This window comes from Enteractinococcus fodinae, from assembly GCF_031458395.1.
Lineage (GTDB): Bacteria > Actinomycetota > Actinomycetes > Actinomycetales > Micrococcaceae > Yaniella > Yaniella fodinae.
Map to the genome: position 1 here is coordinate 1,449,916 of NZ_JAVDYJ010000001.1, position 24,991 is coordinate 1,474,906.

At 56.9% G+C, this 24,991-nt stretch carries 23 protein-coding genes; 18 read left to right on the plus strand and 5 right to left on the minus strand.

Annotated elements, in window-relative coordinates; translation table 11 throughout:
* Positions 1 to 2 precede the first annotated feature (2 nt).
* From uvrC to J2S62_RS06860, 9 genes are all read left to right on the plus strand, one after another.
* Entirely contained in the window at positions 3 to 1,949 is a 1,947-nt protein-coding gene (uvrC, locus tag J2S62_RS06820; protein ID WP_310172895.1) for an excinuclease ABC subunit UvrC, read from the plus strand.
* Entirely contained in the window at positions 1,946 to 2,839 is an 894-nt protein-coding gene (gene rapZ / locus J2S62_RS06825; protein ID WP_310172898.1) for an RNase adapter RapZ, read from the plus strand. Before uvrC ends, rapZ begins: the two co-directional genes overlap by 4 nt.
* Positions 2,836 to 3,891 carry a gluconeogenesis factor YvcK family protein gene (locus tag J2S62_RS06830; RefSeq protein ID WP_310172899.1) on the plus strand — a complete coding sequence of 352 codons (1,056 nt, stop codon included), beginning with the start codon at positions 2,836 to 2,838 and terminating at the stop codon, positions 3,889 to 3,891. The genes rapZ and J2S62_RS06830 overlap by 4 nt, the downstream gene beginning before the upstream one ends.
* A gap of 53 nt (positions 3,892 to 3,944) precedes the next feature.
* Positions 3,945 to 4,928 carry a DNA-binding protein WhiA gene (gene whiA / locus J2S62_RS06835; protein ID WP_310172903.1) on the plus strand — a complete coding sequence of 328 codons (984 nt, stop codon included), beginning with the start codon at positions 3,945 to 3,947 and terminating at the stop codon, positions 4,926 to 4,928.
* A 174-nt stretch (positions 4,929 to 5,102) separates the two neighbouring features.
* Complete coding sequence (locus J2S62_RS06840) at positions 5,103 to 5,729, plus strand: superoxide dismutase (protein WP_310175764.1); 627 nt, start codon at positions 5,103 to 5,105, stop codon at positions 5,727 to 5,729.
* A 174-nt stretch (positions 5,730 to 5,903) separates the two neighbouring features.
* Positions 5,904 to 7,127 (plus strand): phosphoglycerate kinase, encoded by a 1,224-nt coding sequence (locus tag J2S62_RS06845; RefSeq protein ID WP_310175766.1) that lies wholly within the window; start codon positions 5,904 to 5,906, stop codon positions 7,125 to 7,127.
* Between the two features lie 41 nt (positions 7,128 to 7,168).
* Positions 7,169 to 7,984 carry a triose-phosphate isomerase gene (gene tpiA, locus J2S62_RS06850; RefSeq protein ID WP_310172905.1) on the plus strand — a complete coding sequence of 272 codons (816 nt, stop codon included), beginning with the start codon at positions 7,169 to 7,171 and terminating at the stop codon, positions 7,982 to 7,984.
* A 23-nt stretch (positions 7,985 to 8,007) separates the two neighbouring features.
* A complete protein-coding gene (gene secG, locus J2S62_RS06855) occupies positions 8,008 to 8,256 on the plus strand; it encodes a preprotein translocase subunit SecG (RefSeq protein WP_310172907.1) in 249 nt (82 codons plus the stop codon).
* Between the two features lie 440 nt (positions 8,257 to 8,696).
* A complete protein-coding gene (locus J2S62_RS06860) occupies positions 8,697 to 9,380 on the plus strand; it encodes a transglycosylase family protein (protein WP_310172911.1) in 684 nt (227 codons plus the stop codon).
* 99 nt (positions 9,381 to 9,479) lie between these two features.
* On the opposite strand, the gene tal is transcribed toward J2S62_RS06860, so the two are convergent.
* Positions 9,480 to 10,604 (minus strand): transaldolase, encoded by a 1,125-nt coding sequence (gene tal / locus J2S62_RS06865; protein ID WP_310172914.1) that lies wholly within the window; start codon positions 10,602 to 10,604, stop codon positions 9,480 to 9,482.
* A gap of 3 nt (positions 10,605 to 10,607) precedes the next feature.
* The gene (gene tkt, locus J2S62_RS06870) at positions 10,608 to 12,755 is read right to left on the minus strand and encodes a transketolase (protein WP_407649918.1); all 2,148 of its coding nucleotides are present in this window, start codon (positions 12,753 to 12,755) and stop codon (positions 10,608 to 10,610) included.
* A gap of 201 nt (positions 12,756 to 12,956) precedes the next feature.
* On the opposite strand from tkt, the gene J2S62_RS06875 reads away from it, so the two are divergent.
* Both J2S62_RS06875 and J2S62_RS06880 read left to right on the plus strand, forming a co-directional pair.
* Positions 12,957 to 13,949, plus strand: a complete 993-nt coding sequence (locus J2S62_RS06875) for a heme o synthase (RefSeq protein WP_310172921.1) — start codon at positions 12,957 to 12,959, stop codon at positions 13,947 to 13,949.
* A gap of 2 nt (positions 13,950 to 13,951) precedes the next feature.
* The gene (locus J2S62_RS06880; RefSeq protein ID WP_310172927.1) at positions 13,952 to 14,488 is read left to right on the plus strand and encodes a Cpe/LpqF family protein; all 537 of its coding nucleotides are present in this window, start codon (positions 13,952 to 13,954) and stop codon (positions 14,486 to 14,488) included.
* A 316-nt stretch (positions 14,489 to 14,804) separates the two neighbouring features.
* Here the strand turns inward: J2S62_RS06880 and J2S62_RS06885 are convergent, their stop codons facing one another.
* The 3 genes from J2S62_RS06885 to J2S62_RS06895 are packed head-to-tail and all read right to left on the minus strand — an operon-like array spanning position 14,805 to position 17,568.
* Positions 14,805 to 15,821, minus strand: coding sequence for a COX15/CtaA family protein (locus J2S62_RS06885; protein WP_310172931.1), 1,017 nt, complete (start codon positions 15,819 to 15,821; stop codon positions 14,805 to 14,807).
* Positions 15,822 to 15,881: 60 nt separating this feature from the next.
* Positions 15,882 to 16,652: an ABC transporter permease gene (locus J2S62_RS06890; protein WP_310172934.1), complete on the minus strand. Its 771-nt coding sequence runs from the start codon at positions 16,650 to 16,652 to the stop codon at positions 15,882 to 15,884.
* A complete protein-coding gene (locus J2S62_RS06895) occupies positions 16,639 to 17,568 on the minus strand; it encodes an ABC transporter ATP-binding protein (protein ID WP_310172936.1) in 930 nt (309 codons plus the stop codon). The genes J2S62_RS06890 and J2S62_RS06895 overlap by 14 nt, the downstream gene beginning before the upstream one ends.
* Before the next feature lie 191 nt (positions 17,569 to 17,759).
* Between J2S62_RS06895 and J2S62_RS06900 the strand changes: the two genes are divergently transcribed.
* The 7 genes from J2S62_RS06900 to J2S62_RS06930 all read left to right on the plus strand — a co-directional run bounded on the left by J2S62_RS06900 (position 17,760) and on the right by J2S62_RS06930 (position 24,990).
* On the plus strand, positions 17,760 to 18,518 hold the full coding sequence (locus J2S62_RS06900) for a helix-turn-helix transcriptional regulator (RefSeq protein ID WP_310172938.1): 759 nt from the start codon (positions 17,760 to 17,762) through the stop codon (positions 18,516 to 18,518).
* 81 nt (positions 18,519 to 18,599) lie between these two features.
* Positions 18,600 to 20,060, plus strand: coding sequence for a Fe-S cluster assembly protein SufB (gene sufB, locus J2S62_RS06905; protein ID WP_310172941.1), 1,461 nt, complete (start codon positions 18,600 to 18,602; stop codon positions 20,058 to 20,060).
* A 59-nt stretch (positions 20,061 to 20,119) separates the two neighbouring features.
* On the plus strand, positions 20,120 to 21,319 hold the full coding sequence (gene sufD, locus J2S62_RS06910) for a Fe-S cluster assembly protein SufD (protein WP_407650009.1): 1,200 nt from the start codon (positions 20,120 to 20,122) through the stop codon (positions 21,317 to 21,319).
* A gap of 62 nt (positions 21,320 to 21,381) precedes the next feature.
* Positions 21,382 to 22,146: a Fe-S cluster assembly ATPase SufC gene (gene sufC / locus J2S62_RS06915; RefSeq protein ID WP_310172947.1), complete on the plus strand. Its 765-nt coding sequence runs from the start codon at positions 21,382 to 21,384 to the stop codon at positions 22,144 to 22,146.
* A gap of 44 nt (positions 22,147 to 22,190) precedes the next feature.
* Entirely contained in the window at positions 22,191 to 22,514 is a 324-nt protein-coding gene (locus tag J2S62_RS06920) for a metal-sulfur cluster assembly factor (protein WP_310172950.1), read from the plus strand.
* A gap of 108 nt (positions 22,515 to 22,622) precedes the next feature.
* Positions 22,623 to 23,309, plus strand: a complete 687-nt coding sequence (locus J2S62_RS06925; RefSeq protein WP_310172951.1) for a ribonuclease H family protein — start codon at positions 22,623 to 22,625, stop codon at positions 23,307 to 23,309.
* Positions 23,310 to 23,391: 82 nt separating this feature from the next.
* Positions 23,392 to 24,990, plus strand: a complete 1,599-nt coding sequence (locus J2S62_RS06930) for an ABC-F family ATP-binding cassette domain-containing protein (protein ID WP_310172953.1) — start codon at positions 23,392 to 23,394, stop codon at positions 24,988 to 24,990.
* Position 24,991: the final 1 nt, after the last annotated feature.

Consider the following 24,991-nt stretch of genomic DNA (forward strand, 5'->3'; position numbering starts at 1 on the left):
CCTTGGCTGATCCAGCCTCCTACCGGCCAAAATCCTCCGACATCCCCACCGACCCCGGGGTATATCGGTTCAAAGATGCGCACGGCCGTATTATCTACGTCGGCAAAGCCAATAATCTGCGCTCCCGCCTGAGTTCGTACTTCGTCAATCCGAATACGCTGCCGCCCAAGACTCGCACCATGGTGCACACCGCAGCCGCAGTGGAATGGACCGTGGTGGCTTCCGAACAAGAAGCCATCCAACTGGAATACACCTGGATCAAAGAATTCACTCCGCGGTTCAACATCATGTACCGCGACGACAAGACCTACCCGTATCTTGCGGTCACGATGAACGAAAAATACCCCCGTGTGATGGTCATGCGCGGCGACCGCCGCAAAGGTGTTAAATACTTCGGACCGTTCTACCCGGCCAAGGCCATCCGCGAAACCGTCGACCGCATGCTGCGGGTGTTTCCCGTGCGAACCTGTTCTGCCGGGGTGTTCCGCCGAGCCCAGCGTGCCAACCGCCCCTGTCTGATGGGCTACATCGATAAGTGCGCGGCCCCGTGCGTGGGGCGGATTTCCCAAGAGGATCACTACGCACTCGCCGAGGACTTCGTGGCATTTATGAACGGCGATGTGCGGCCCTATCTACGCGAGCTCGAAGAACAAATGCACCAGGCTGTTCGTGAACTGCGTTATGAAGATGCCGGGCGCTACCGCGACGATATCGAAGCACTGAAAAAGGTTTTCGAACGCAACGCCGTGGTCCTGCCAGAAAGTACCGAAGCCGATATCTTCGCATTCGCCGAAGACGAGCTCGAAGCGGCGTTCCAGGTATTCCACGTGCGCAACGGCAGGATCCGGGGCCAACGCGGCTGGGTCGTCGAAAAAGTCGACGACACGACCAAGTCCCAACTCGTCGAACAGCTGCTGCTCCAGGTCTATGGCGACATGGAAGACAGCGAACGTATCCCGCGCGAAGTACTCGTGCCCGCGCTGCCCACAAACGCCGACGAAGTTGAAACCTGGATGACGCAACGACGCGGTGCCCACGTGGATCTGCGGGTTCCCCAGCGCGGCACGAAACGTCAGCTCATGGAAACCGTCCAAGAAAACGCCGATGGTGCTCTGCGATTGCATAAATCACGACGCTCGGGGGACATTACCGCCCGATCGGCCGCGCTGCGGGAACTGCAAGAAGCCCTTGAACTCGACCAGCCGCTGTTGCGAATCGAAGCCTTTGACATTTCGCATGTGCAAGGCACCAATGTGGTCGGTTCCATGGTGGTTTTCGAAGATGGTCTGCCCAAGAAGCGCGACTACCGAAAATTCAACGTCACCGGCGAAGCCGCACGCGATGACACCGCGGCCATGGACGATGTGCTGACCCGGCGGTTCAAAAACTATCTGCGCGAACAATCTGATGCCCCACTGGTGCTCTCTGGCGAATTGGAACCCGATGACGCCGCCACCGCCGAAGAGCAGCGCAAATTCTCGTACCCACCGTCACTGGTTGTGGTGGATGGGGGACTGGCGCAGGTCAACGCAGCCCAACAGGCCCTGCTGAACCTTGGGGTCGATGATGTCCCCGTGGTCGGGCTGGCCAAACGTCTCGAAGAGTTATGGATACCCGGCGATGAGTTCCCGATGATTCTGCCACGCACCTCCCAGGGACTCTATCTATTACAACGGCTGCGCGATGAATCCCACCGGTTTGCGATCCAAGCACACCGCGCCAAGCGCTCCAAATCCATGATCAACTCAGTCCTAGATACGGTCCCCGGCCTCGGGGAGCGACGCCGCCAAGACCTACTAAAACACTTCGGGTCATTGAAGAAAATTCGATCGGCCTCAGTAGAAGAATTGCAGGCAGTTTCTGGCATCGGACCCAAACTCGCCCAGACCATAGCCGATACATTGTCCGAAGATTCCACAGCAAAGGAACAAGGTAAGCTACAACCATGAGCTCCGAATTCGAACCGGTCAAGCCCGATACAGCCGAAGTATTGATCATTACCGGCATGTCGGGCGCAGGACGTACCACAGCCGCCCATTCGCTCGAAGATCTCGGGTGGTACGTGGTCGATAACCTCCCTCCACAACTGTTCTCCACCATGGCCCAGCTCATCGGCAAAAACCCCGATACGCCGCTGAAACTCGCACTGGTCGTGGACGTGCGGTCCAAAGAATTCTTCGAATCTCTGCAAGAAGCCATGGCCCAACTGAAAACCGATGGCGCCGAGCTGCGCGTGCTCTTCTTGGATGCCTCCGACGATGTACTCGTCCGACGCTTCGAAACGCTCCGTCGGCCACACCCGTTGCAAGGTGACGGCTCGATTCTTGACGGCATCGCCGCCGAACGTGAGCTGATCGCACAGTTGCGCGAACACGCCGAAATGCTGCTTGATACGTCCGATTTCAATGTTCACGACCTCACGACCGCGACCACTGAACTGTTCACCGAGTCCGGCCCGATTGTGATCCGGTTGAACGTCATCTCGTTTGGGTTCAAATACGGAGTGCCCCAGGACTCCAATTACATCGCCGACGTGCGCTTTATCCCTAACCCGCATTGGGTTCCGGCGCTGCGGCCATACACCGGCACGGATCAACCGGTAGCCGAATACGTGCTGGAACAAGACGGGGTACAAGCCTTCATCGAGAATTACGTTGAGATGATGAAACCCGTCATCGAGGGGTACCGGGCCGAAAATAAGCACTACGCCACCTTGGCGTTCGGATGCACCGGCGGCAAGCACCGTTCGGTTGCGATCACCCAAGAAATCGCGAAACGTCTCGAAGCCTACCCGGGTGTCCGTGTGCGGATTAGCCACCGTGATATGGGGCGCGAATGAGTATGCATTTCACCGGGCAGCTTCCGCTGACGCCCATTAACCGTCCTGAACGCGCCACAATTGGTCATTATTCACCCAACCTTACCGTTACCGCCCTTGGGGGCGGCCACGGACTCTATGCGACGCTGTCAGCGCTTCGGTTGATCTCCGGTGAAATCACCGCGGTGGTCACCGTCGCTGACGATGGCGGCTCCTCGGGGGTCATCCGGCAGGAAATGGATGTCATCCCGCCGGGCGATTTGCGCATGGCCTTGGCTGCGCTGTGTGACGACACTGACTGGGGTCGCACCTGGCGCGATACGATGCAACACCGCTTTCACACCTCGACCGAAAACGGCGATCCCGGCACGCTCAATAATCATGCGTTGGGCAATCTGCTCATCGTCGCGCTATGGGAATTGCTAGACGATCCGGTCGACGGTCTGGCCTGGGCGGGAGCCCTGTTGGGCGCCCGCGGCGTTGTGCTACCGATGTCGACGACCCCGATGACGATTTCCGGGACCGTGCTGGGCAGCAGTGAAGATGGCAGTCTGACGCGCCGTCAAGTAACCGGCCAGGCGTCGTTAGCTAAAGTTGCCGCCGCGGGTCGAGTCAGCCACATTGAGCTCTCACCTCCTGACGCTCCGGCAACCCCGCAAGCACTCGACGCGATCGATGCGGCCGATTGGGTCATCCTTGGGCCCGGCTCGTGGTACACCTCGGTCCTGCCGCACTTGCTGTTAGCCGAACAACGTGACGCCCTAGTCAACACACCAGCCAAACGCTGTTTGGTCATGAACCTCCAGCCATCGACCACCGAAACTGTAGGGATGACCGCTGCAGAACACTTGAACGTGTTGCACTACTATGCGCCCCAACTTCGGATTGACGCCATCATCGCTGACCCAACTGTGGTCACCGACGGGCATCGCGAAGAATTCTGTCAGGCGGCTGAAAAACTCGGTGCGACCGTCGTGTTTAGTAAGGTAAAAGATGAATCCCGGCCGAATGTCCACGACCCGCTACGGCTTGCGGTAGCCTTCTCCGAGGCCTTTGACACCGTACCGGCCTAATGTAAAACGAAACGTCAGCGCTTCGGCGCGAAGAAAGAATAGTGAACATCCCCATGGCCCTTACCGCAACTGCTAAAGAAGAACTCGCCCGCGTTCCCGTAACGCGCCTGTCGGAACGTTTAGCAGAAGTGGTCGGTATCCTGCGGTTCGGCGGCGGCTTACAGTTGCTCCCCGGACGACTCATCATCGAAACCGAACTCGACCACGAAGGCACCGCCTACCGGCTGCGTTCCACCCTGCGCGACACCTTTGGCACCGAATGTGAACTCATCACTCTCAACGGTTCCACCTCTCGCCGTGGCACTCGCTACGTGCTAAGAATCATGGACGGCGGAGCAGAGCTCGCCCGCAAAACCGGACTGCTCGACCCGCGCGGTCGCCCGGTTCGCGGCATGCCCCCGTCAGTGGTCAACGGTTCCGTCGCAGACGCGGCAGCCGCTTGGCGCGGAGCGTTCCTCACCCAAGGCGCGCTGACCGAACCCGGACGCTCGTCGGCACTTGAAGTGGTAGCTCCCGGACCGGAAGCAGCCCTAGCACTAGTTGGAGCAGCCCGCCGCCTCGGTGTTACAGCCAAAGCCCGCGAGGTCCGCCAAGCCGATCGCGTGATCGTGCGCGACGCAGAGACCATCACCAAACTACTCACCGTGATGGGCGCACCCAAAACCGTCAAAACGTGGCAACAGCGCCAGACCACCAAGGAAGTTGGGTCCCCGTCGAATCGACTGGCAAACTTCGACGACGCCAACTTACGCCGCTCCGCACAAGCTGCCGTGGCAGCCAGCGCCCGGGTGACCCGAGCGTTAGAGATTCTTGGTAACGAGGTGCCAGCTCATTTGGAATATGCCGGCAAGCTGCGAGTAGAGCATCAACAGGCGTCGTTGGATAAGCTCGGGCGTCTGGCCGAACCAACCATGACCAAAGACGCGATCGCCGGTCGTATCCGCCGACTGTTGGCGATGGCCGATAAGCGCGCAAAAGAACTCGGCATCCCCGATACCCGTGAGGCGGTCCCGGCCGAACTGCGAGATCACAGCTGATTCTCGGCCCGTGTTCGCAAAGGGGATAAGCGCTCAAGCCTTGACCCGACCCCGGGGGTCTCTGCCTAAGATAGAAGAAGTGGTCAACCGCGAAATGGTGACCAATTATTTTTGCTGATGTCTAAACGTCAGTAACCATCTCGGATGTCCATCCGATCTTATGAGGAGGAATACGTGGCCAAATATACGCTGCCAGAACTGTCCTATGATTACGGTGCGCTGGAACCGCACATCTCCGCTCGCATCATGGAATTGCACCACTCCAAGCACCACAACACCTACGTCAACGGTGCTAACACCGCGCTGGAAAAACTCGAAGCTGCTCGCGAAGCCGGTGACTTTGGGAACATCAACCAGTTGACCAAGGACCTGGCCTTCAACTTGGGTGGACACACCAACCACTCGATCTTCTGGAACAACCTGTCTCCAGACGGTGGCGACAAACCGACCGGTGAGCTGGCTTCAGCCATCGACGAGTACTTCGGTTCCTTCGATAACTTCCGCGCCCAGTTCACCGCCGCAGCACTGGGTATCCAGGGTTCCGGCTGGGCCATTCTGGCCTACGAACCCATCGGTGGCAACCTGGTCATCGAACAGTTCTACGACCAGCAAAACGGCATCCCCGTGGCCACCATCCCATTGTTCATGCTGGATATGTGGGAACACGCCTTCTACCTGGACTACCAGAACGTCAAGGCCGACTACGTCGATGCCATCTGGAACATCGTCAACTGGGCCGACGTCCAGCAACGCTTCGATGCCGCACGCCAGGGCGCAAGCAAGCTTGTAACCCCGAACTAACGGAGTGATCGACCGGCTGATGTGCCGGTCACGTCCGTAGTCGACGCTGAAGGACCCTTTGTGAGATCACAAAGGGTCCTTTGTGTGTTGACGCCCAAAGCCCCGGTGTTATGGCTAGGATGTTAACGGTCGCAAACGCGATCGGACCCTATTCCAAGATTCAAAGAGAAGATGATGACGGCCCAAACCATTCGTGACCTGCTGCCGACAGCCTCCGGACGCACCGTAATTGTACGTTCCGATCTCAACGTCCCCTTGGCGGAGGGCCGGGTCACCGACGATGGTCGTATCCGCGCGTCGCTGCCTGCGATCACGCAGCTTGCCGAAGCGGGCGCAAAAGTTGTCGTACTTGCACACCTGGGTCGCCCCAAAGGCGAGGTCAATCCCCAATTTTCTCTTGCACCGGTCGCAGATCGCATGCGCGCACTGTCTGAGCTGTCAATCTTTATAGCGGACGATGTCACCGGCCCACATGCGCAACAGGCAGCCCATGCCCTAGAAGCAGGTCAGGTGCTGCTCGTCGAAAATGTGCGTTTTGACGCCAGAGAAACAGCCGCCGATGATGACCAGCGTGCCGAATTCGCTCAAGAGATTGCCGCACTGGCCGGCGACAGCGGAGCGTATGTCAATGACGCTTTCGGAGCCGTGCACCGCCAACACGCTTCGGTCTACGACATCGCCGCCTTGCTCCCCAGTTATCAGGGTCCTCTGGTCGCCACCGAACTGGAAGTCCTCGATCGACTCATCACCAACCCCCGGCGGCCTTATACCGTGGTGCTAGGCGGTTCAAAAGTTTCAGACAAACTCGCAGTGATCGATAACCTGCTGGACCGCGCTGACACCCTGCTTATCGGTGGCGGGATGGCTTACACATTTCTGAAAGCCCAAGGCCACGATGTCGCATCCTCCCTGCTGGAAGAGGACCAGATCCCAGTGGTCAAAGAGTATCTTGCACGATCAGCAAATGGGGCAGCAAAAATTGTCCTCCCGGTGGATACTGTGGTCGCCGAGGCATTCCAGGCGGATGCAAATCACGCTGTCGTTTCGGTCGATGCCATGACAACGGGTCCGGGTGGCTCTGCAGCTCTTGGCTTAGATATCGGACCGGAAACAGCAAAACTGTACGCGGACCATATTGCTGCATCCGCCACGGTTTTCTGGAATGGACCGATGGGCGTATTTGAGATGGAGAACTTCGCCGCAGGCACCAAAACCGTTGCCGAAGCGCTCACCACAGTTGATGGGCTTTCGGTGGTCGGTGGTGGCGACTCTGCAGCAGCCGTTCGTACCCTGGGATTCGACGACACAAACTACGGTCACATCTCGACAGGTGGGGGAGCGTCACTCGAGTACTTAGAGGGCAAAACATTGCCAGGTATCCAAGCACTCACCAAATAACGTACCCCCTGAGCTACGTTGCACATTCAACAGGAGTTTCATTGACCTCAAAGACCGACGGCGTCTACGACCGCACCCCGCTGATCGCGGGGAACTGGAAAATGCACATGGATCATTTCCAAGCGGTGTCGCTGGTGCAGAAACTGTCGTGGACACTGGCCGATCATGATCACAACTTCGACGAGGTTCAGGTGGCAGTTTTCCCGCCATTTACGGACCTGAGAAGCGTCCAAACCCTGATCATGGCCGACAAACTAGAACTTGTCTACGGCGCTCAAGATCTCTCGCAACACGATGCAGGGGCCTACACCGGCGATATCTCGGGCGACTTTCTCGGCAAGCTTGGTTGCTCGTACGTGCTCGTGGGTCACTCCGAACGCCGCAGCGTGCACGGGGAAACCGATGACCTCATCAACGCGAAGGTCCACGCGGCACTCCGGCATGAGCTCACTCCCATCCTCTGTGTCGGCGAAGGGTTAGATACCCGGCAAGCCAACCATCATGTCTCATTCACTCTCGAGCAGCTTCGTGCTGGTCTGTCGGGGCTCGAGGCGGAAGCTGTAGCGAGCCTTGTCATCGCTTATGAACCAGTCTGGGCGATCGGTACTGGCGAAGTTGCAGGCCCTGCTGACGCTCAAGAAATGGGGGAGGCGATTCGTCAAGCTATCGCTGAGCTCTTCGACACTGAAACGGCTTCGAGTACTCGGGTGTTGTATGGTGGATCTGTCAAAGCTGACAATGTCGCTGCCATGATGCGCCAACGAGATATCGATGGGGTATTAGTCGGTGGTGCGAGCCTCGACGACGAGGAATTCGCTAACATTGTTAGGTTCGAACACCACCTGGTGACCGATTAGTCGACATAGAATGGAACAAACCGTTGAACCTTGAACTTGTGCTCCAGATCATTCTGGTGATCATCTCAGTCGCGTTGGTCTTTGCGATCCTGTTGCACAAGGGCCGCGGAGGCGGCATGTCCGACATGTTCGGTGGTGGTGTCACCAGCGGCTTGAGCTCTTCAGGTGTCGCGGAACGTAACCTCAACAGGCTTACCGTGACGCTGGCGGTGCTGTGGGGCGGGATCATTATTGCACTGGGCCTTTTGTCCCGATTCTCAGGAGATTTTTAGGCCGAAAACAACAGGAATATTTTTCAAATAGGGCTGGTAGCGCGATCGCGCTACCAGCCCTTTTGTGTACGCGATTTGAGCCCATTTTGTGACTTTTTTTGATCAAAAATATCGATTTGAGCATTTACAGGGTTGATTCACAGGGCACTATAAGGTCACCAGATACTTGGCTTTGACCCCATTCTGACATGGTCCTTTAATAACTTAACACTTCAAGTGATCGAAGAGACCACCTTGAGGTGCGCCAGATTTCTCGATAACGGTTTGATAACGAAACAAAAACCTGTAGTGTGGCGAACTCAGGCCATTGCGGACCTTTGATAGCCGCTAGCACACAGACTTTTTCCTCCCCGTTAGCGGATGGCTCTGGCCTGAGACCGACATCCCCATCGCGGTAACGCGAAGGAAAGGACTGACATAACGTGAAGCAAGAAACTCGTATGACTAACCCAGCACGTGGCAAATTCGCTGCCAAATCTCTCGCAGCTGCCGCAGCCATCTCGCTGCCATTCTTGGCATTTGCCACTCCGGCGTCCGCCGATACGGGCACGTGGGATCAGCTTGCCGAATGTGAATCCGGCGGCAACTGGAGCATCGATACCGGTAACGGCTACCGCGGTGGCCTGCAATTCAAGCAGTCCACTTGGGAAGCTTACGGGGGCTCGGGCAACCCTGCCGCAGCAAGCAAGAGCGAGCAGATCCGGGTTGCTGAAAATGTCCAACAGGGACAAGGGTGGGGCGCCTGGCCAGCCTGCTCGGCTCAGCTTGGCCTGACCGGTAACGCCCAGCCACAGGGTGGGTCCGGCGGCCAGCAACAGGAAACCAGCCAACAGCAAGAGGCTCCAGCCCAGACCCAACAGCAGCAGGCTCCAGCCCCGCAGCAAGAAGCCCCTGCACCAACTCAGCAGCAGGAAGCCCCCGCTCAGCAGCAGCCTGCGCAGTCAGCTCCAGCACAAGCTGCGCCTGCCGGTGAGACCTACACCGTCGTAGCTGGCGATACGCTGTCCAAGATCGCCCAGGCACATGGTGTTGCTGGCGGTTGGCACAGCATCTATGAAGCTAACACTGACAAAATCGCAGATCCGACTTTGATCTACCCAGGTCAGCAGATCGTCCTGCCATAACCTCTCACAAGCTACTGGCCTAAAAAGCGCCTCCGTAGCCAATCAGCAGGGCCACCGCACAACATATCGTTGGCGGTGGCCCTGCTGTGTTTCTATTACCTACTTATACTGCTCAAGACGCTGTTCGATCCCCTCAAGCAGCTCGTTCCATGCCTCGACGAACTTCTCGAGACCTTCAGTTTCTAACTTGGCTACAACCTGGGCGTAATCGATCCCGGCGCGTGCCAAGTCATCCATGTGCGCATCGTCCATCTCATAATTATCAGGTATGCGATTGCCCGTAATCTCGCCGTGATCGGCCACCGCATTGAGCGTGTCTTCGGGCAGGGTGTTGACCGTATATTCCGCCACCAATCCGTTGACGTACCGCACGTCTGAGTAGTCCGGGTTTTTGGTACCAGTTGACGCCCACAGTGGGCGCTGAAGGTTCGCCCCATTGGAAGACAACAGCCTCCAGCGTTCGGTATCTTGCATCTGTTCGAAGATCCGGTACGCCAGCCGAGCGTTGGCGATCCCAGCACGGCCGCGCAGTTGCAGCAATTGTTCTGCTGGCAACTGAGCAGCTTCGAGTTGATTATCGATCTCAGTGTCAACCCGAGAGACGAAGAAACTTGCCACGGAATGAATGGTGGCTAGATCGCGGCCCTCTGAACGAGCTCTTTCGAGGCCGGTCAGCCACGCATTGACCACTTGGCGGTAACGTTCCAGCGAGAAGATGAGCGTCACGTTGACGCTAATACCTTCAGCTAAGACGCGAGTAATCGCAGGCAGACCCTGTTCGGTCGCGGGGATCTTGACCATCACATTGGGACGACCGACTTTTTTGGACAAGTCGATGGCCTGCGCGACGGTTTCATCGGTATCCCATGCCAGTCTCGGGTCCACCTCAATTGAGACGCGCCCGTCATAACCGTTAGTGGCTTCGTACACGGGTGCCAGCACGTCACAAGCTGAACGGACGTCATCGGTGGTCATCTCGACCACTGCGCTGAGCGCGTCCGCCCCGGCTGCTGCTAATTCCGCCAGTTGGGCATCGTAAGCGGTGCCCGTGGTCAGGGCTTTCCCAAAGATTGCCGGGTTAGTCGTCACGCCGGTAATAGTCTTGGTCTCGATCAGGTTCTGGAGATCTCCCGAGTTGATGCGATCTCTGGAGAGATCATCTAGCCATAGGGAAACACCGGCGGCGTCGAGGGCTTTGGTGTATTGGTTTTGACTCACGAACATTCCTTAGGCGTTGTAGAGACTATGGACTTTTTCAACCAGCGCGTCGGCGGTAATACCGAACATTTCAAACAACGTCTGGTAGTCGGCGGAGGCACCGTAATGCTCCAGCGAGACAGCATGGCCGTGGCCACTGGTGTACTTCTGCCACCCTTGCTCCACGCCGGCTTCAATGGATACCCGGAGCGCTTCGGTCGGCAGCACTTCATTGCGGTATGACTCATCTTGAGCATCGAACCATTCCAGACATGGCGCTGACACCACACGGGTGGCGATGCCTTGCTCCTGCAGCGTCTCGCGCGCCTCGACGGCGAGCTGCACCTCCGATCCGGTCCCGATCAGCACGACCTCTGGAGTGGTCTCCGCGCCGTTGAGAGTCGCCTCTGCCAGAATGTAGGCTCCCCGAGCGACGTCATCGGCCGCACGGAAGGCCTCTTGGCTGCGATCAAAGATCGGTAGTCCCTGGCGAGACAGCACCAGCCCAGCGGGGCGTTCGCGCTGGGACAGAATGGTCTTCCACGCGACGGAGACTTCGTTGGCGTCGGCTGGGCGCACGACATCGAGGCCCGGCATGGCGCGCAGCGCGGCAAGGTGTTCGATGGGCTGGTGCGTTGGTCCGTCTTCGCCCAATCCGATGGAGTCGTGGGTCCAAACATAAATCGATGGAACACCCATCAGTGCTGCCAAACGTACTGCCGGGCGCATGTAGTCCGAGAAGATCAGGAATGTACCTGCGTAGCCGCGTGTGAGTCCACCAAGATTGATGCCGTTGACGATGGCGCCGGAGGCGTGCTCGCGGATACCAAAGTGTAGGGTTCGGCCATAGGGGTGACCAGACCAGCTGCTGGTCTGACGATCCATGGGCAAAAATGATGGCTCACCTGACATGGTGGTGTTATTTGAGCCCGCTAGATCCGCTGACCCGCCCCATAATTCTGGCATCACGTCGGCCAGCGCGTTCAGGACTTTTCCTGAGGCTGCCCGGGTTGCCATGGATCCTTCAGAGGCCTCAAAGGTCGGGAAGGCTTGATCAAAGTTTTCCGGAAGCTCTCCTGCAACGAGCCGATCATAGAGTTCGGCCCGTTCTGGATTACTATCCCGCCAGCTTTGGTACGCCTTCTCCCAAGTGTCACGGTAGTCGGCTGCTCTATTGCGGACGGTCCGAGCGTGCCCGAGTAGTTCTTCATCCATGACGAAATGTTCATCGGGATCGAAGCCCAACACTTCTTTGAGCCCGGCGAGTTCTTCGGTACCTAGCTTCGCGCCGTGAATACCCCCGGTGTTTTGCTTCTTCGGTGAAGGCCAACCGATAATGGTGCGAAGCGAAATCAGCGACGGCTTATCGGTTTCTTGTTTGGCATTCACGATGGCCTCGTAGAGTGCCCGGGTGTCTTCGATGTAGTCACCAGTTTGCAGCCAATCGACCCGCTGAACGTGCCAACCGTAGGACTCGTACCGCTGTTCGACATTTTCGGTAAACGAAATGTCCGTGTCATCTTCAATAGATATCTTGTTATCGTCCCAAATGACGATGAGATTTCCCAGCTCTTGAGTGCCAGCCAGCGAAGAAGCTTCGGAAGTAACGCCTTCCTGCAGATCCCCATCGGAGGCGATGACAAAGACATGATGATCAAATGGTGACGTTCCGGCAGGTGCTTCAGGATCCAGCAGCCCACGGACGCGACGCTGATCGTAGGCAAACCCGACTGCCGAGGCCAAGCCTTGGCCCAGCGGTCCCGTGGTGATCTCGACGTGTTCGGTGTCACCGTATTCCGGATGCCCAGGTGTCTTGGAGCCCCAAGTGCGCAAAGCTGCCAAATCTGCCATTTCGATTCCCGCACCCGCAGCAAACAATTGCAGATAGAGGGTCAAGGACGTATGGCCGGGGGAGAGGATGAACCGGTCTCGACCCTCCCAGTGTTGATCTAGTGGATCAAAATGCATCACGTTTTGAAACAGCTGCCAAGCGACCGGCGAAAGGGAAAAAGCGGTTCCCGGGTGTCCGGAGCCAACTTTTTCTACCGCGTCTGCGGCAAGTACCCTCAACGTGTCGACCACACGTTGATCCTTATCAGAGTAGACATACTCTCGAGCGGGAAGATGTCGGTTGAGTGCAGTCGTCGTGTCTGATGGATTTGTAGCGGAGGAGACCACGAAATGCCTTCCTGAAAGGTTTTGGTAAGTGCGGTATAGAAGTTGCAGATGCAATACTCATTCTAAGCTTACCGGGCAAATACGAGGTGGCATCAAGATTTGCGCGCGAGGCGTTGCACAGCAGTTACACTAGATAGAGGCACCGCCACGTTCAGGTCGCCAAAGGTTTACTGACTTGTTACTTAGAGCCAGAGAGTATTGATGTCAACTTCGTTAGAGTCCGCCGCCATCCAAGACGTTTCGTCTTCCACCGCATCGGAGCCGACTCGACAAAAGATCGGGTTCCGCCGCAAGGCGAAAGCCTATCTGTCCCTCACCAAACCGCGAGTGATCGAACTGCTTTTGGTGACGACCTTACCGACGATGATCTTCGCTCAGCGCGGGTGGCCCGACCTGTGGACGGTCCTGGCCACGATGGTGGGTGGGGCATTAGCAGCTGGCGCTTCCGGTTCGTTCAATTGCTATATCGATCGTGATATTGATCAACACATGCAGCGCACCAAGAATCGCCCGCTGGTGACTGGCGAGGTCACTCCACGAGAGGCGCTAGTCTTTTCCTGGGTTCTGACTTTTGCAGCCATTGGCATCCTGGCGCTAGGCACGAACTGGTTGGCCACAGCCTTCGGTATCGCAGCAATTTTCTTCTATGTCGTGATTTACTCACTGATCCTGAAGCGCCGGACCGAACAGAACATTATCTGGGGCGGCTTGGCCGGGGCATTTCCGGTCCTCATCGCCTGGGCGGCCGTTCGTGGCACCGTAGAATGGCCCGCTGTCGTGCTGTTTATCGTGATTTTCCTCTGGACACCACCGCACTACTGGCCCTTGAGCTTGAAATATAAAGAGGACTACCAGGAAGTTGATGTTCCGATGCTCGGCGCGATCGCAACCTCGCGCAGAGTCTCGTCGCAGGTTGTGCTCTACACCTGGGCCACCGTGATCATTTCCCTGCTGCTGGTGCCAATGGGCTGGGCAGGCATCGTGTATACCGCTACCGCAGCAGTATCTGGCGGTTGGTTTATCTATGAGGCCCACAAGCTCTACCGCGACTCGCAACGCCCCGGCTTCAACGATAAAAAGGCCATGCGAGTCTTCCACCTTTCCATCACCTATCTCACGCTGATTTTCGTCGCACTAGCCGTCGACCCATTCGTGGGCGCTCCGCTCATGGGCGACATGGTCACCGCACCGTAACTATGAAACTAACGACACCCCGCAATATTGTTCTGACCGCCGTGTTTGCGACCACTATCGCTCTCACTGGATGCACTGCCGACCCTGAGGTCGCCGATGTTCTGCCAGATCAAGGCTCAGCGCCAACGCATGTGGCCGAAACAACCTTCCCTGACACTGAGGTGGCGAACATGTCCCAGTGGGTGGTCGAGGAAATCAACGGCGTTCGCGCTATTGATAAACGTGACTGGTATCCTCGAGTCTCCCCGGAACTGACTGAAGATATCCCCGTCGACTCCCTCGTCGGGACGCTCAATTCTCAGTTGCGCCCTCATCTGCCGTATGTGGCATCAGAGTATGAGGAACCGGAATCGAATTACGGCATTACGCGTTTGACGCCAGATCTGACAGCGGTACCGGTGGATCTACATCTGCAGTTAGACGACACGGGTATGATTAGTGCCCTGTGGTACGAAGAGATCGAATCGGATGCGGACTCTGACGAACAGCCGGCTACCTCGGAAGACGAAGAAGAGAGTACTCCGGGTGTGGGCCAGTAGCACAGACCTCATCACATAACAGGGCACCCAGTCATCCCACTGGGTGCCCTGTTGTTACCTCACGTGGTCTTGTCCTGGGCGTCAAGACCACGCACTGAAACCGCAGCGAAGCGAGCTCGACCAGGTATCACCCCGCGCGCCAGCCTTCCATTCCGATACCGGGTAACGGCCAGACCCTATCGCGCCACGGCTGAGGTCATCGAAAAAGGGTAGCCAGCTAGTCGAGCTGGACCCATCGTGGGGCCCTAGCACCGATTAAACGCCTGTGCCGGCCACAATCAATGCAGCCGGCACAGTTTTGATTGAACCTAGATGGTTACGCGTTCGCCAAGGTAGGCGAGGGTTCATTGAGAGGTTGTTCGGCTTCCGTGGGATGGGTTTCATAGCGGGACGTGAAGACGTCAAGCAACACCGTCATGGTCCAGATAACCAAGCCGGTGCCCAGCATATGGAAGCCGACTACCAGAATGGGCAGCCCGTTGAAGTGTTGATAGAACCCGACGAGAGCTTGGAAGACCAGCACGGCGGTGAAGCTCCAGACGGCTCGTCGTTGACGCTGCGACGTGTTCATCCGGTACATCACGACCAACAGCACGATTGCCAACGCTGTCATGAGGTATACCGGAGCGGCGTGAAGACGTGTGACGAGTAGCGGATCAAAATCGTGCCGCGGTGCGGCCGGGTCACCACCGTGAGGCCCGGTGCCGGTCACCACGGTCCCCACAATCAGGACAACCCAACCGGTCAGGTAGGTCAGCACAGCCAAAGCCTTGGTCAGCGGTGTGGAAGCCCCGTCCTGTAAACGAACCGGATGCATACCTGTTTTCCGTGCACGACGCTCGGCCCCAATCCGGTGTGCCATGAACACCGCTATGGAGACCATCGCCGCCGAGAGTAAGAAGTGCAGCATGACAACCCAGGGGTTCAGGTCGGTCCACACGGTAATTCCGCCAATAACAGCCTGACCCGGGATGCCCAGAAACAAAATGACGGACATGACGAATAAGTTGCGGTGCGTCTTGCGCAGCCGTAGGAGGGCCAGGATCGTTAGCACGGCAATTGCGGCTAAGACAAAAGTGAGCAGCCGGTTACCGAATTCGATCACGCCGTGCATCCCCATCTCCGGGGTATTAACAAAGGAATCTTCGGTGCATCGCGGCCACTCGGGACAGCCCAGACCCGAGGCGGTCAAACGGACAGCACCACCGGTTACAATAATGCCGGCCTGTGACACGACGGATGCTACACCTAACACCATCGTCCACAGGGTGAATGTGCGTGGCAGAAGGGCGTCGTACCAGCGACGGCTTGTCAGGTCGCCTGAAGTTGTCATGAGTAAAGTCCTCTTAGTTATGTTTTCAGTACGTGCGGTACCGGGACGGTGGCCGGTGTATTAACGCCACTTAAACCAGCGTATAGTGCCCAAGCTAAATACCACTGCCCAGAGAGCCAAGATGACACATGAACCGACATCAAATGTGCCATCAACCAGCGCGGCACGAAGCCCGTTGCCCAGCGCAGCTGAGGGAAGATAGTCGATGATCACGCTGCCAGTGAATTCAGCTACTGGAAAGACCACTCCACCCAAAGCTCCCAGGATGACCCATGAGATGTTGGTGATCGCCAAGGTCGCTTCCGGTCGTACAGTCCCCGCGATCAGTAGACCAAGCGCGGTGAAGGCGATGACACCGAGCAACACGAAGACCAACGCCAAGCCGACACCGGCAACATTCGGCGACCAGCCCAACAAGAGGGCCACACATCCGATCACGAGCAGCTGAGTTGTTTGCACCATCAAAACGGCGACGACTTTGCCCAGAAGCAATCCAATGGGGCCCAGGGGAGTGGTGGCGAGGTATTGCAGCACCCCATAGCGGCGATCAAAACCGGTGGCGATCCCTTGGCCTGTTAGCCCCGAAGAGAGGACCGATAGTGCCAAGATGCCAGGGGTAGCGATATCGATCGTTGATGGCCCGTCGGCGGTATCAAACAGTCCCGTAAAGTACAGTCCCGCTAGGGCCAGCAGCGGAAGAATGATGGAGACCAAGAGCTGTTCCCCGTTGGTCACGGTCACTCGGGTTTCGTAGCGACCTTGCGCCAACACTTTCGACCACAGCGAGGCTGAGTGTGGCCTATCCACCGGAGTTAGATCAAGCGTGGTCATGTGTGGTCAGCTCCCAAAAAACATCCTCTAGAGATTTGCCGCTCAACCCTAGATCAACAGGCATTAGATCGTGACGCACCCACCAGGCAGTCAGTGCATGTAAGTCAGTGGGGTTTTCTATCCCAGCGACGTGCCAGACCACATCCCCGCTTGCGGCTCCTTCAGTGCTCAGTGACAGGTGCGCTGGAAAATCCTGTTGCTGTTGTGGTGTCAGTGCGGTGTCCAACCGGAATGCCAGTGGCGGACGCAATCCAGTTGCAGTTAATTCATCGACGGTGCCGGCTGCTTCGACACGACCATCGCGAATGAGTACCACGTGGTCCGCTAAGCGTTGGGCGTCTTCGAGCAAGTGAGTGGTCAAGATGATGCACACCCCAAGAGCTTTGAGTTCTTCGATCAGTTCGAACACGATGCGACGTGACACCGGATCTAGGCCTGCGGATGGCTCATCAAGGAACACCACCCGAGGACGACCCACCAGCGCGGCAGCCATGCCTAAGCGCTGCCGCTGCCCACCGGAAAGCCGACGAATTTGACGATCCTTGAAGGGGTGGATCTCGAGTCGTTCCATGAGCCCATCGATATCCGCCGGATGCAGGTACAACCGCTGCAGATGTTGGAGTAATCGCTCACCCGTGACCGCCATGGGTAAGCCACCTTCTTGCAGCATGACACCAACCTGGCTTCGTAAGCCTGCATCAGCGCGGTACGGATCAACTCCTAACAGTCGCACGCTTCCGGAACTGACCGGATCGATGCCCTGAGCGATGGACAATGTCGTGGTTTTACCGGCTCCATTGGGACCTAGCAGCGCTGTGACCTCACCGGCTTTGGCTTCAAAGCTGATGCCTTTGAGAATAGGAAAACGCCCCTTGCGGGTAGGGACGTTTCGATGGACATTTGATAATGACAGCATGAACTACGACTCACAACGTTGATCCAACACCTGGGTAAATACGGCCTACAGTCTAGTCAAATAATCTGGCAGCTCTGCCGATAATGCCCATGAAGCTCCCTTGGCCTTGAGCAGAATCATTGTGCTCGTGAGTAGCAACACAACGCCATATGTAGCCAAACCGCGGAAGTGGTCTATAATTAGGACATACCATGATTACTAAATTCGCTGAATCCCCTTCGGGAAATCCTTCTTCTGGCGCGGGCACAACCAAAACGACGCGGCAGAAGGTCATGCATGCCGTACTGGCTCACGGACCGGTGAGTGCTGCAACGATCGGTAAAAAACTTGGCCTCACAGCTGCGGCGGTACGGCGTCACCTCGACGCTCTCGAGGAAGAAGGCCTCGTTGAGGTCAAAGTAGTCTCCGGTTCGCAGCGTGGTGCTGGGCGACCATCCCGACGTTATGTCGTGACACATCAAGGGCAAGTACAACTTGGGGATGACTATCTCGATGTCGCGACTGACGCAATGTCAGCTCTCGTTGAGCTAGGCGGCCAGGAAGCACTGCGCGGATTCGCCCGACAGTACTTTCATAAAATTGAACAACGCTTCCATGAAGAACTCGTTGAGGGAGCCACGCTCAACGATCGAATTCACACGTTGACGAGCGTCTTGGAAGAACTCGGGTTTGCAGCCACCACCCGACGCGCTGGTCGAACAGCGAAGGTCACCACCTTACGGGCGGCCCAAATTTGCCAGGGTCATTGCCCTATCCAAGAGCTGGCCGGAAGATTCCCACAATTTTGTGAGGAAGAAACTGACGTGTTTGCGCGTTTACTAGAAGTAGACGTCCGAAGACTCGCGACAATGCCCACAGGTGGCCATGTATGCAACACCCACGTACCATTGGGTCGGGCTGCACACGCGTCACTGCGGGCGGCAAGCAGTACAAAGACTTCAGCGAATTAAATCAAAACCCTAGTCACCGACTGTCCCGACTGGACTGCAATCGATGACCACCATCCACGACCCGTTCTAAAGAGGTTGATAATGACGGATCAAATCAGTCAAGAAACCGCCGATCCAGGCGTGATTCAGGATGTTCTGGATGCCAACCCAGAGCTCGAAGCCATTGGTCCCTACGAATTCGGCTGGCACGACCCGGACGAAGCCGGCGAAAAAGCGATCCGCGGCCTCAACGAAGACGTGGTTCGGAACATCTCCGAACTCAAAGATGAGCCTGAATGGATGCTGAAGACCCGCCTGAAGGGCCTGCGCTATTTCGATCGTAAACCCATGCCAACGTGGGGTGCAGACCTCTCCGGGATTGACTTTGATCGAATCAAATACTTCGTGCGTTCCACCGAACGCCAGGCTACCCGCTGGGAAGATCTGCCCGAAGACATCCTCGAAACCTATGAGCGTCTAGGCATCCCAGAAGCCGAACGTGAGCGTCTGGTTGCTGGTGTAGCAGCCCAATACGAATCTGAAGTGGTCTACCACCAGATCAACGACGAACTAGAACGCCAGGGCGTGGTGTTCTTAGACACCGATACCGGCCTTAAAGAACACGAAGATATGTTCAAAGAGTACTTCGGTTCGGTCATCCCAGTTGGCGATAATAAATTCTCTGCCCTCAACACTGCGGTATGGTCCGGTGGCTCCTACGTTTACGTGCCAAAGGGTGTACACGTCGAGATCCCACTGCAGGCCTATTTCCGGATTAACACCGAAAACATGGGTCAGTTCGAGCGCACCTTGATCATCGCCGATGAAGGCTCATACGTTCACTACGTCGAAGGCTGTACCGCACCGATCTACAAGACCGACTCGCTGCACTCCGCCGTCGTTGAAATCATCGTGAAGAAGAACGCCCGCGTTCGCTACACGACCATTCAAAACTGGTCGAACAACGTCTACAACCTGGTCACCAAGCGTGCGGTTGTGGAAGAGGGCGGCACCATGGAATGGGTCGATGGCAACATCGGTTCCAAAGTCACCATGAAGTACCCGGCCGTCTACCTGACCGGTGAACACTCCCACGGTGAAACCCTGACCATGGCATTTGCCGGCGCAGGCCAGCACCAAGACACCGGTTCCAAGATGGTGCACTTGGCACCAAACACCAAGTCGAATATCATCTCCAAGTCGGTAGCCCGTGGCGGGGGACGTTCTGCGTACCGCGGTCTGGTGCAAATTGCCGAGGGCGCGAAGAAATCGGCAAATAACACCGAGTGTGACGCACTGCTGGTCGACACCATCTCGCGGACCGATACCTACCCGTACATCGACATTCGCGAAGATGACGTCACCTTGGGTCACGAAGCGACCGTGTCCAAGGTTTCTGAAATGCAGCTGTTCTACCTGATGAGCCGTGGGCTGTCAGAAGAAGAAGCCATGGCCATGATCGTCCGCGGCTTCGTTGAACCGATTTCGCGTCACCTGCCAATGGAATACGCACTGGAACTGAACAAACTTATTGAACTGCAAATGGAAGGATCGGTGGGCTAAGCGTGGCCAACACTGACGCAACTACACTCGACGGCGGCCCAGCCCTGCTTATCCCAGGCATGGGTGAAGAAGGCGAAGAACTCGTCGTCAAGCAAACTGCTGGCCAGCAGTCCGACGCCGAGGAAGTCACTTACGGAACTTCACGTGCGGATCGTCAGACCAGCTTTGATCTGGCAGATTTTCCGGTCTTGACCGGTGAGGAAGAAGACTGGCGCTTCACCCCGCTCCACCGCCTCGCCGGCCTGCACCTACCTGAAGGTGACGACACGCTCCTGACTGGTCCAGCACCACAGGTCACTGTCACCGAACACGAGGGTGTCACCATTGAAACTGTTGGTCGCGACGACAACCGGTTGGGCTCCTTTATGGTGCCAGATGATCGCACCTCAGCTGCAGCCTGGGCATCCTTCAGCGAAGCAACCGTTATCACGGTGGCTGACAATCTCGAGTTCGAAAAACCGCTTGAGATCTCTGTTCAGGGTAACTCGAAGGACCCGGCAGCACAGCACATCTACATTGCCGTGGGCGCAAACACCCACGTTGATCTGGTAATCAACCAGACTGGTCAAGCTGTCGTGTCGCAAAATATCGAGTTTGCGGTAGGACAGGGCGCGAACGTCAACGTCGTCTCCTTGCAAGCTTGGGACGACGATGCAGTACACGTTGGCTCACAGCAGGCATCACTGGGCAAAGACTCCACCTTCAAACACGTGGTCATCTCCTACGGTGGCTCCTTGGTTCGTCTGACCCCGATCACCCGGTTCGCCGGCGAAGGTGCAACCACTAACATGTACGGCCTGTACTTCGCAGACGCCGGACAGCACCTAGAACACCGTATTTTCATCGATCACTCGACGAATAATTGCACCTCGGATGCACTGTACAAGGGTGCGCTGCAAGGAAAGGGTGCTCGCGCAGTGTGGGTCGGTGACGTCTTGATTCGCGGGAACACCTCAGGGACGGACTCCTACGAGAAGAATGAGAACCTCCTCCTGAGCGAAGGCGCCCACGCCGATTCGATTCCAAACTTGGAAATCGAGACCGGGATCATCGACTCCGGTGGTCACGCCTCATCGGTCGGTCGCTTCGATGAGTCGCAGCTGTTTTACCTGATGGCTCGGGGGATCCCAGAGCCAACCGCTCGCAAGCTGATCCTGCGCGGCTTCCTCAACGAAGTCATTCAGAAAATCGGCATCGAGGAAGTCGAAGAGGCCGTGACTGAGGTCATGGAACGCGAAATCGCCGACGTCGCACTGTAACCCCACCTGTAGCCATTACCCAAGCCCCGTACAACACGGGCAACAAGGAGACTTAAGTAAAAATGTCCAAACTTGAGATCAAAGATCTACACGTCAGCATCGAGACCGAGCAGGGCGATGTCGAGATCCTCAAAGGTGTCAGCCTGACCATCAACTCCGGCGAAACTCACGCCATCATGGGACCCAACGGTTCCGGTAAATCCACGCTGGCCCAAGCCATCGCGGGTCACCCGTCCTACAACGTCACCAGCGGTGAAATCTTGCTGGACGGCGAAGACGTGCTCGAAATGGAAGTTGACGAACGTGCACAGGCCGGACTGTTCCTCGCCATGCAGTACCCAGTAGAGGTACCAGGCGTTTCGATGACCAACTTCCTGCGGACCGCAAAGACCGCGCTGGACGGCGAAGCACCATCGATCCGCACCTGGACAAAAGACGTCCGCGAGGCCATGAATAACCTCGAGATGGATGCCAACTTCGCGACCCGTAACGTCAACGAAGGTTTCTCCGGTGGTGAGAAGAAGCGCGCAGAGATCTTGCAGCTTGAACTCTTCAAGCCAAAAATGGCCATCCTGGATGAGACAGACTCCGGGCTGGACATTGACGCGCTGCGCATCGTTTCGGACGGCGTAAACCGTGCACAGGAAAATAACGGCATGGGTACCTTGCTGATCACCCACTACACCCGCATCCTGCGCTACATCAAACCGGATCACGTGCACGTCTTCGTTGACGGCAAGATCGTTGATTCAGGCGGAGCAGAACTCGCCGAACGTCTCGAAGACGAAGGCTATGTCAACTACGAAAAGACCGAAGCCCCCGCCTAAGTCTTTTCTGCTAACGTGCTAAACAGACGGAGCAGGAGGTAATCATGTCCACTGTTGCACAGACACCACTCGAAGACATTGAGGAAGCCCTCAAAGACGTCATCGACCCCGAATTGGGTGTCAATATCGTCGATCTAGGCCTGCTATACGGCCTGAACTACGCCGAAGACGGCGCCCTGATCGTAGATATGACCTTGACCACCGCCGCTTGCCCGCTCACTGACGTGATCGAGGACCAGGTAGGCCGTGCCATCGAGACCATGGTCGATGAATGGCGCCTCAACTGGGTCTGGATGCCGCCATGGGGTCCAGAGAAAATTACCGAAGACGGTCGCGAACAAATGCGCGCCCTCGGGTTCAATATCTAACCCAGACAACACTGACACCAACCGGTTGGCCACCTCCAAGTGGACAACCGGTTGGTTATTTAACGCCTACACTAGAAACCGCCCACCCGAACAAACTAGAGGATAAGTATGCTCACCGTTGGAGTAGATGGATCAGCACTTGGCAACCCCGGCCCCGCAGGATGGGCCTGGTACATCGACGACTCCAACTGGGCAGCCGGCGGATGGGAAGAAGCCACCAATAATCGTGGCGAATTGACCGCCATCATCAAGATTCTAGAAGCGACTCAGGACACCGATCACGACCTCACGATCCTGGCTGACTCCCAATACGCAATCAACTCGATCACCAAGTGGCTTCCCGGGTGGAAGAAAAAAGGTTGGAAAAAATCCGATGGCAAACCTGTGGTCAACCAGGATCTGATGATCCAACTCGATGAACTTATGACCAGCGCAACAGCGGCCGGACGCAATATCACGTTCCAATGGATCAAAGGCCACGCCGGTCATCCGCTCAACGAAGCGGCAGACACCCGCGCGAACGCGGCAGCCAAAGCCTTCCAAGCTGGTAAACCCGTCAAAACCGGCCCGGGCCTCAATATCGACCAAGAGCTTCAACCACCCGCACCAGCGCAGGCGCAACTACACGGTACCAAGGACGCACCCACGGCCAGGGTAACGGTGCATACTCCATTAGATAAGACGTTGGCCGACGAAATAGTCCAACGTGCGCAACAACGTGGTGTGACGCCCCACGAAGAGCTCGCGCGACTGATCGAAGCCGGTATGACAGCCGTCTACGACACCGATCAGTGAACAGAGTCGTCACCGAACCGAAGGCATCCCTACAATGGGACAGACCTAAACGCTCAAAGAACCCTCGCGAGGTAATACATAGATGATTTCAGCACAACAGCTGTCTGTTGTGGTTGGCTCCCGGACGCTCCTATCCGATGTCACGTTCCACATCAACGCCGGAGACCGCATCGGACTTGTTGGTCGCAATGGCGCCGGCAAGACCACACTGACCAAAGTGCTCATGGATGAAGTCATCCCAGCCAGTGGAACCGTCATGCGATCCGGCACGGTCGGCTATCTACCGCAGGACCCACGCACCGGAGACTTGAGCCAGACCGTGAGCGACCGGATCCTCTCGGCCCGAGACCTGGCCGAATTGGCTCGACGAATGCGCCGCGCCGAAGAAGAGATGAGCTCCACAGACCCACGTCAGATGGAACGCGGGATGCGCCGCTATCCTACTGCCGAAGCTGAGTTCATCGCAGCCGGAGGTTATGCTGCACAATCGCAGGCTGCCTCAATCGCAGCGAATCTCGGGATCGACACCTCCCTGATGCATCGTTCACTAGACACGTTGTCTGGTGGGCAACGCCGCCGTGTCGAACTGGCTCGGATTCTCTTCGAGCAACCAGATACGATGATCCTCGACGAGCCCACCAACCACTTGGATGCCGATTCCATTATTTGGCTTCGTGACTACCTCAAAACGTACGAGGGCGGGTTGATGATCATCTCGCACGACCTCGATCTGATCGACGAGGTTGTCAATACAGTCTTCTTCTTGGATGCCACCCGTCAGGTGATTGACATTTATTCAATGGGCTACCGTGCCTATTTGAAGCAGCGCGAAGTCGATGAGCGACGTCGACGCCGCGAACGCGCCTCCGCAGAAAAGAAAGCCGCAGCTCTCTACGCGCAGGCCGATAAAATGCGAGCCAAAGCCACCAAAGCAGTCGCAGCCCAGAACATGGCACGCCGGGCTGACCGAATGCTCGCGGGCCTGGCCGATGAGCGCGTAGACGAAAAGGTCGCAAACCTTCGTTTCCCCACGCCTGCGCCATGTGGCAAAGTGCCCTTGACCGCTAGCGGACTGTCAAAATCCTATGGCTCGACCGAAGTGTTTACCGGCGTGGATCTGGCCATCGATCAGGGTTCTCGAGTCGTGGTCCTCGGTTTCAACGGGGCTGGCAAAACTACACTGCTGCGGCTGCTGGCCGGCCACGAAGCACCGGATGCAGGCCAAGTTGAACCAGGTTATGGTCTGAAGCTGGGATACTATGCGCAGGAACACGAGACACTTGATGTGCAGCAGTCTGTGCTGGACAATATGAAATCTGCTGCTCCAAATCTTGATGAAACCGCAGCACGCACGGTGCTCGGTTCCTTCTTATTTTCTGGCGACGACGTCTACAAACCCGCTCAGGTGCTATCTGGCGGTGAAAAGACTCGACTGGCATTGGCCACCCTAGTGGTATCAGGAGCCAACGTCCTATTGCTGGACGAGCCGACCAACAACCTGGACCCGGCATCTCGCGAAGAAATTTTGGCTGCAATCCGCAGCTACGAGGGTGCAATCATCTTGGTAACCCACGATGCCGGAGCGGTCCAGGCCCTTGATCCGGACCGGGTGCTCATCCTGCCCGACGCGGACGAAGATATCTGGTCAGATGACTACCTTGAGCTCGTCGAACTCGCCTAAT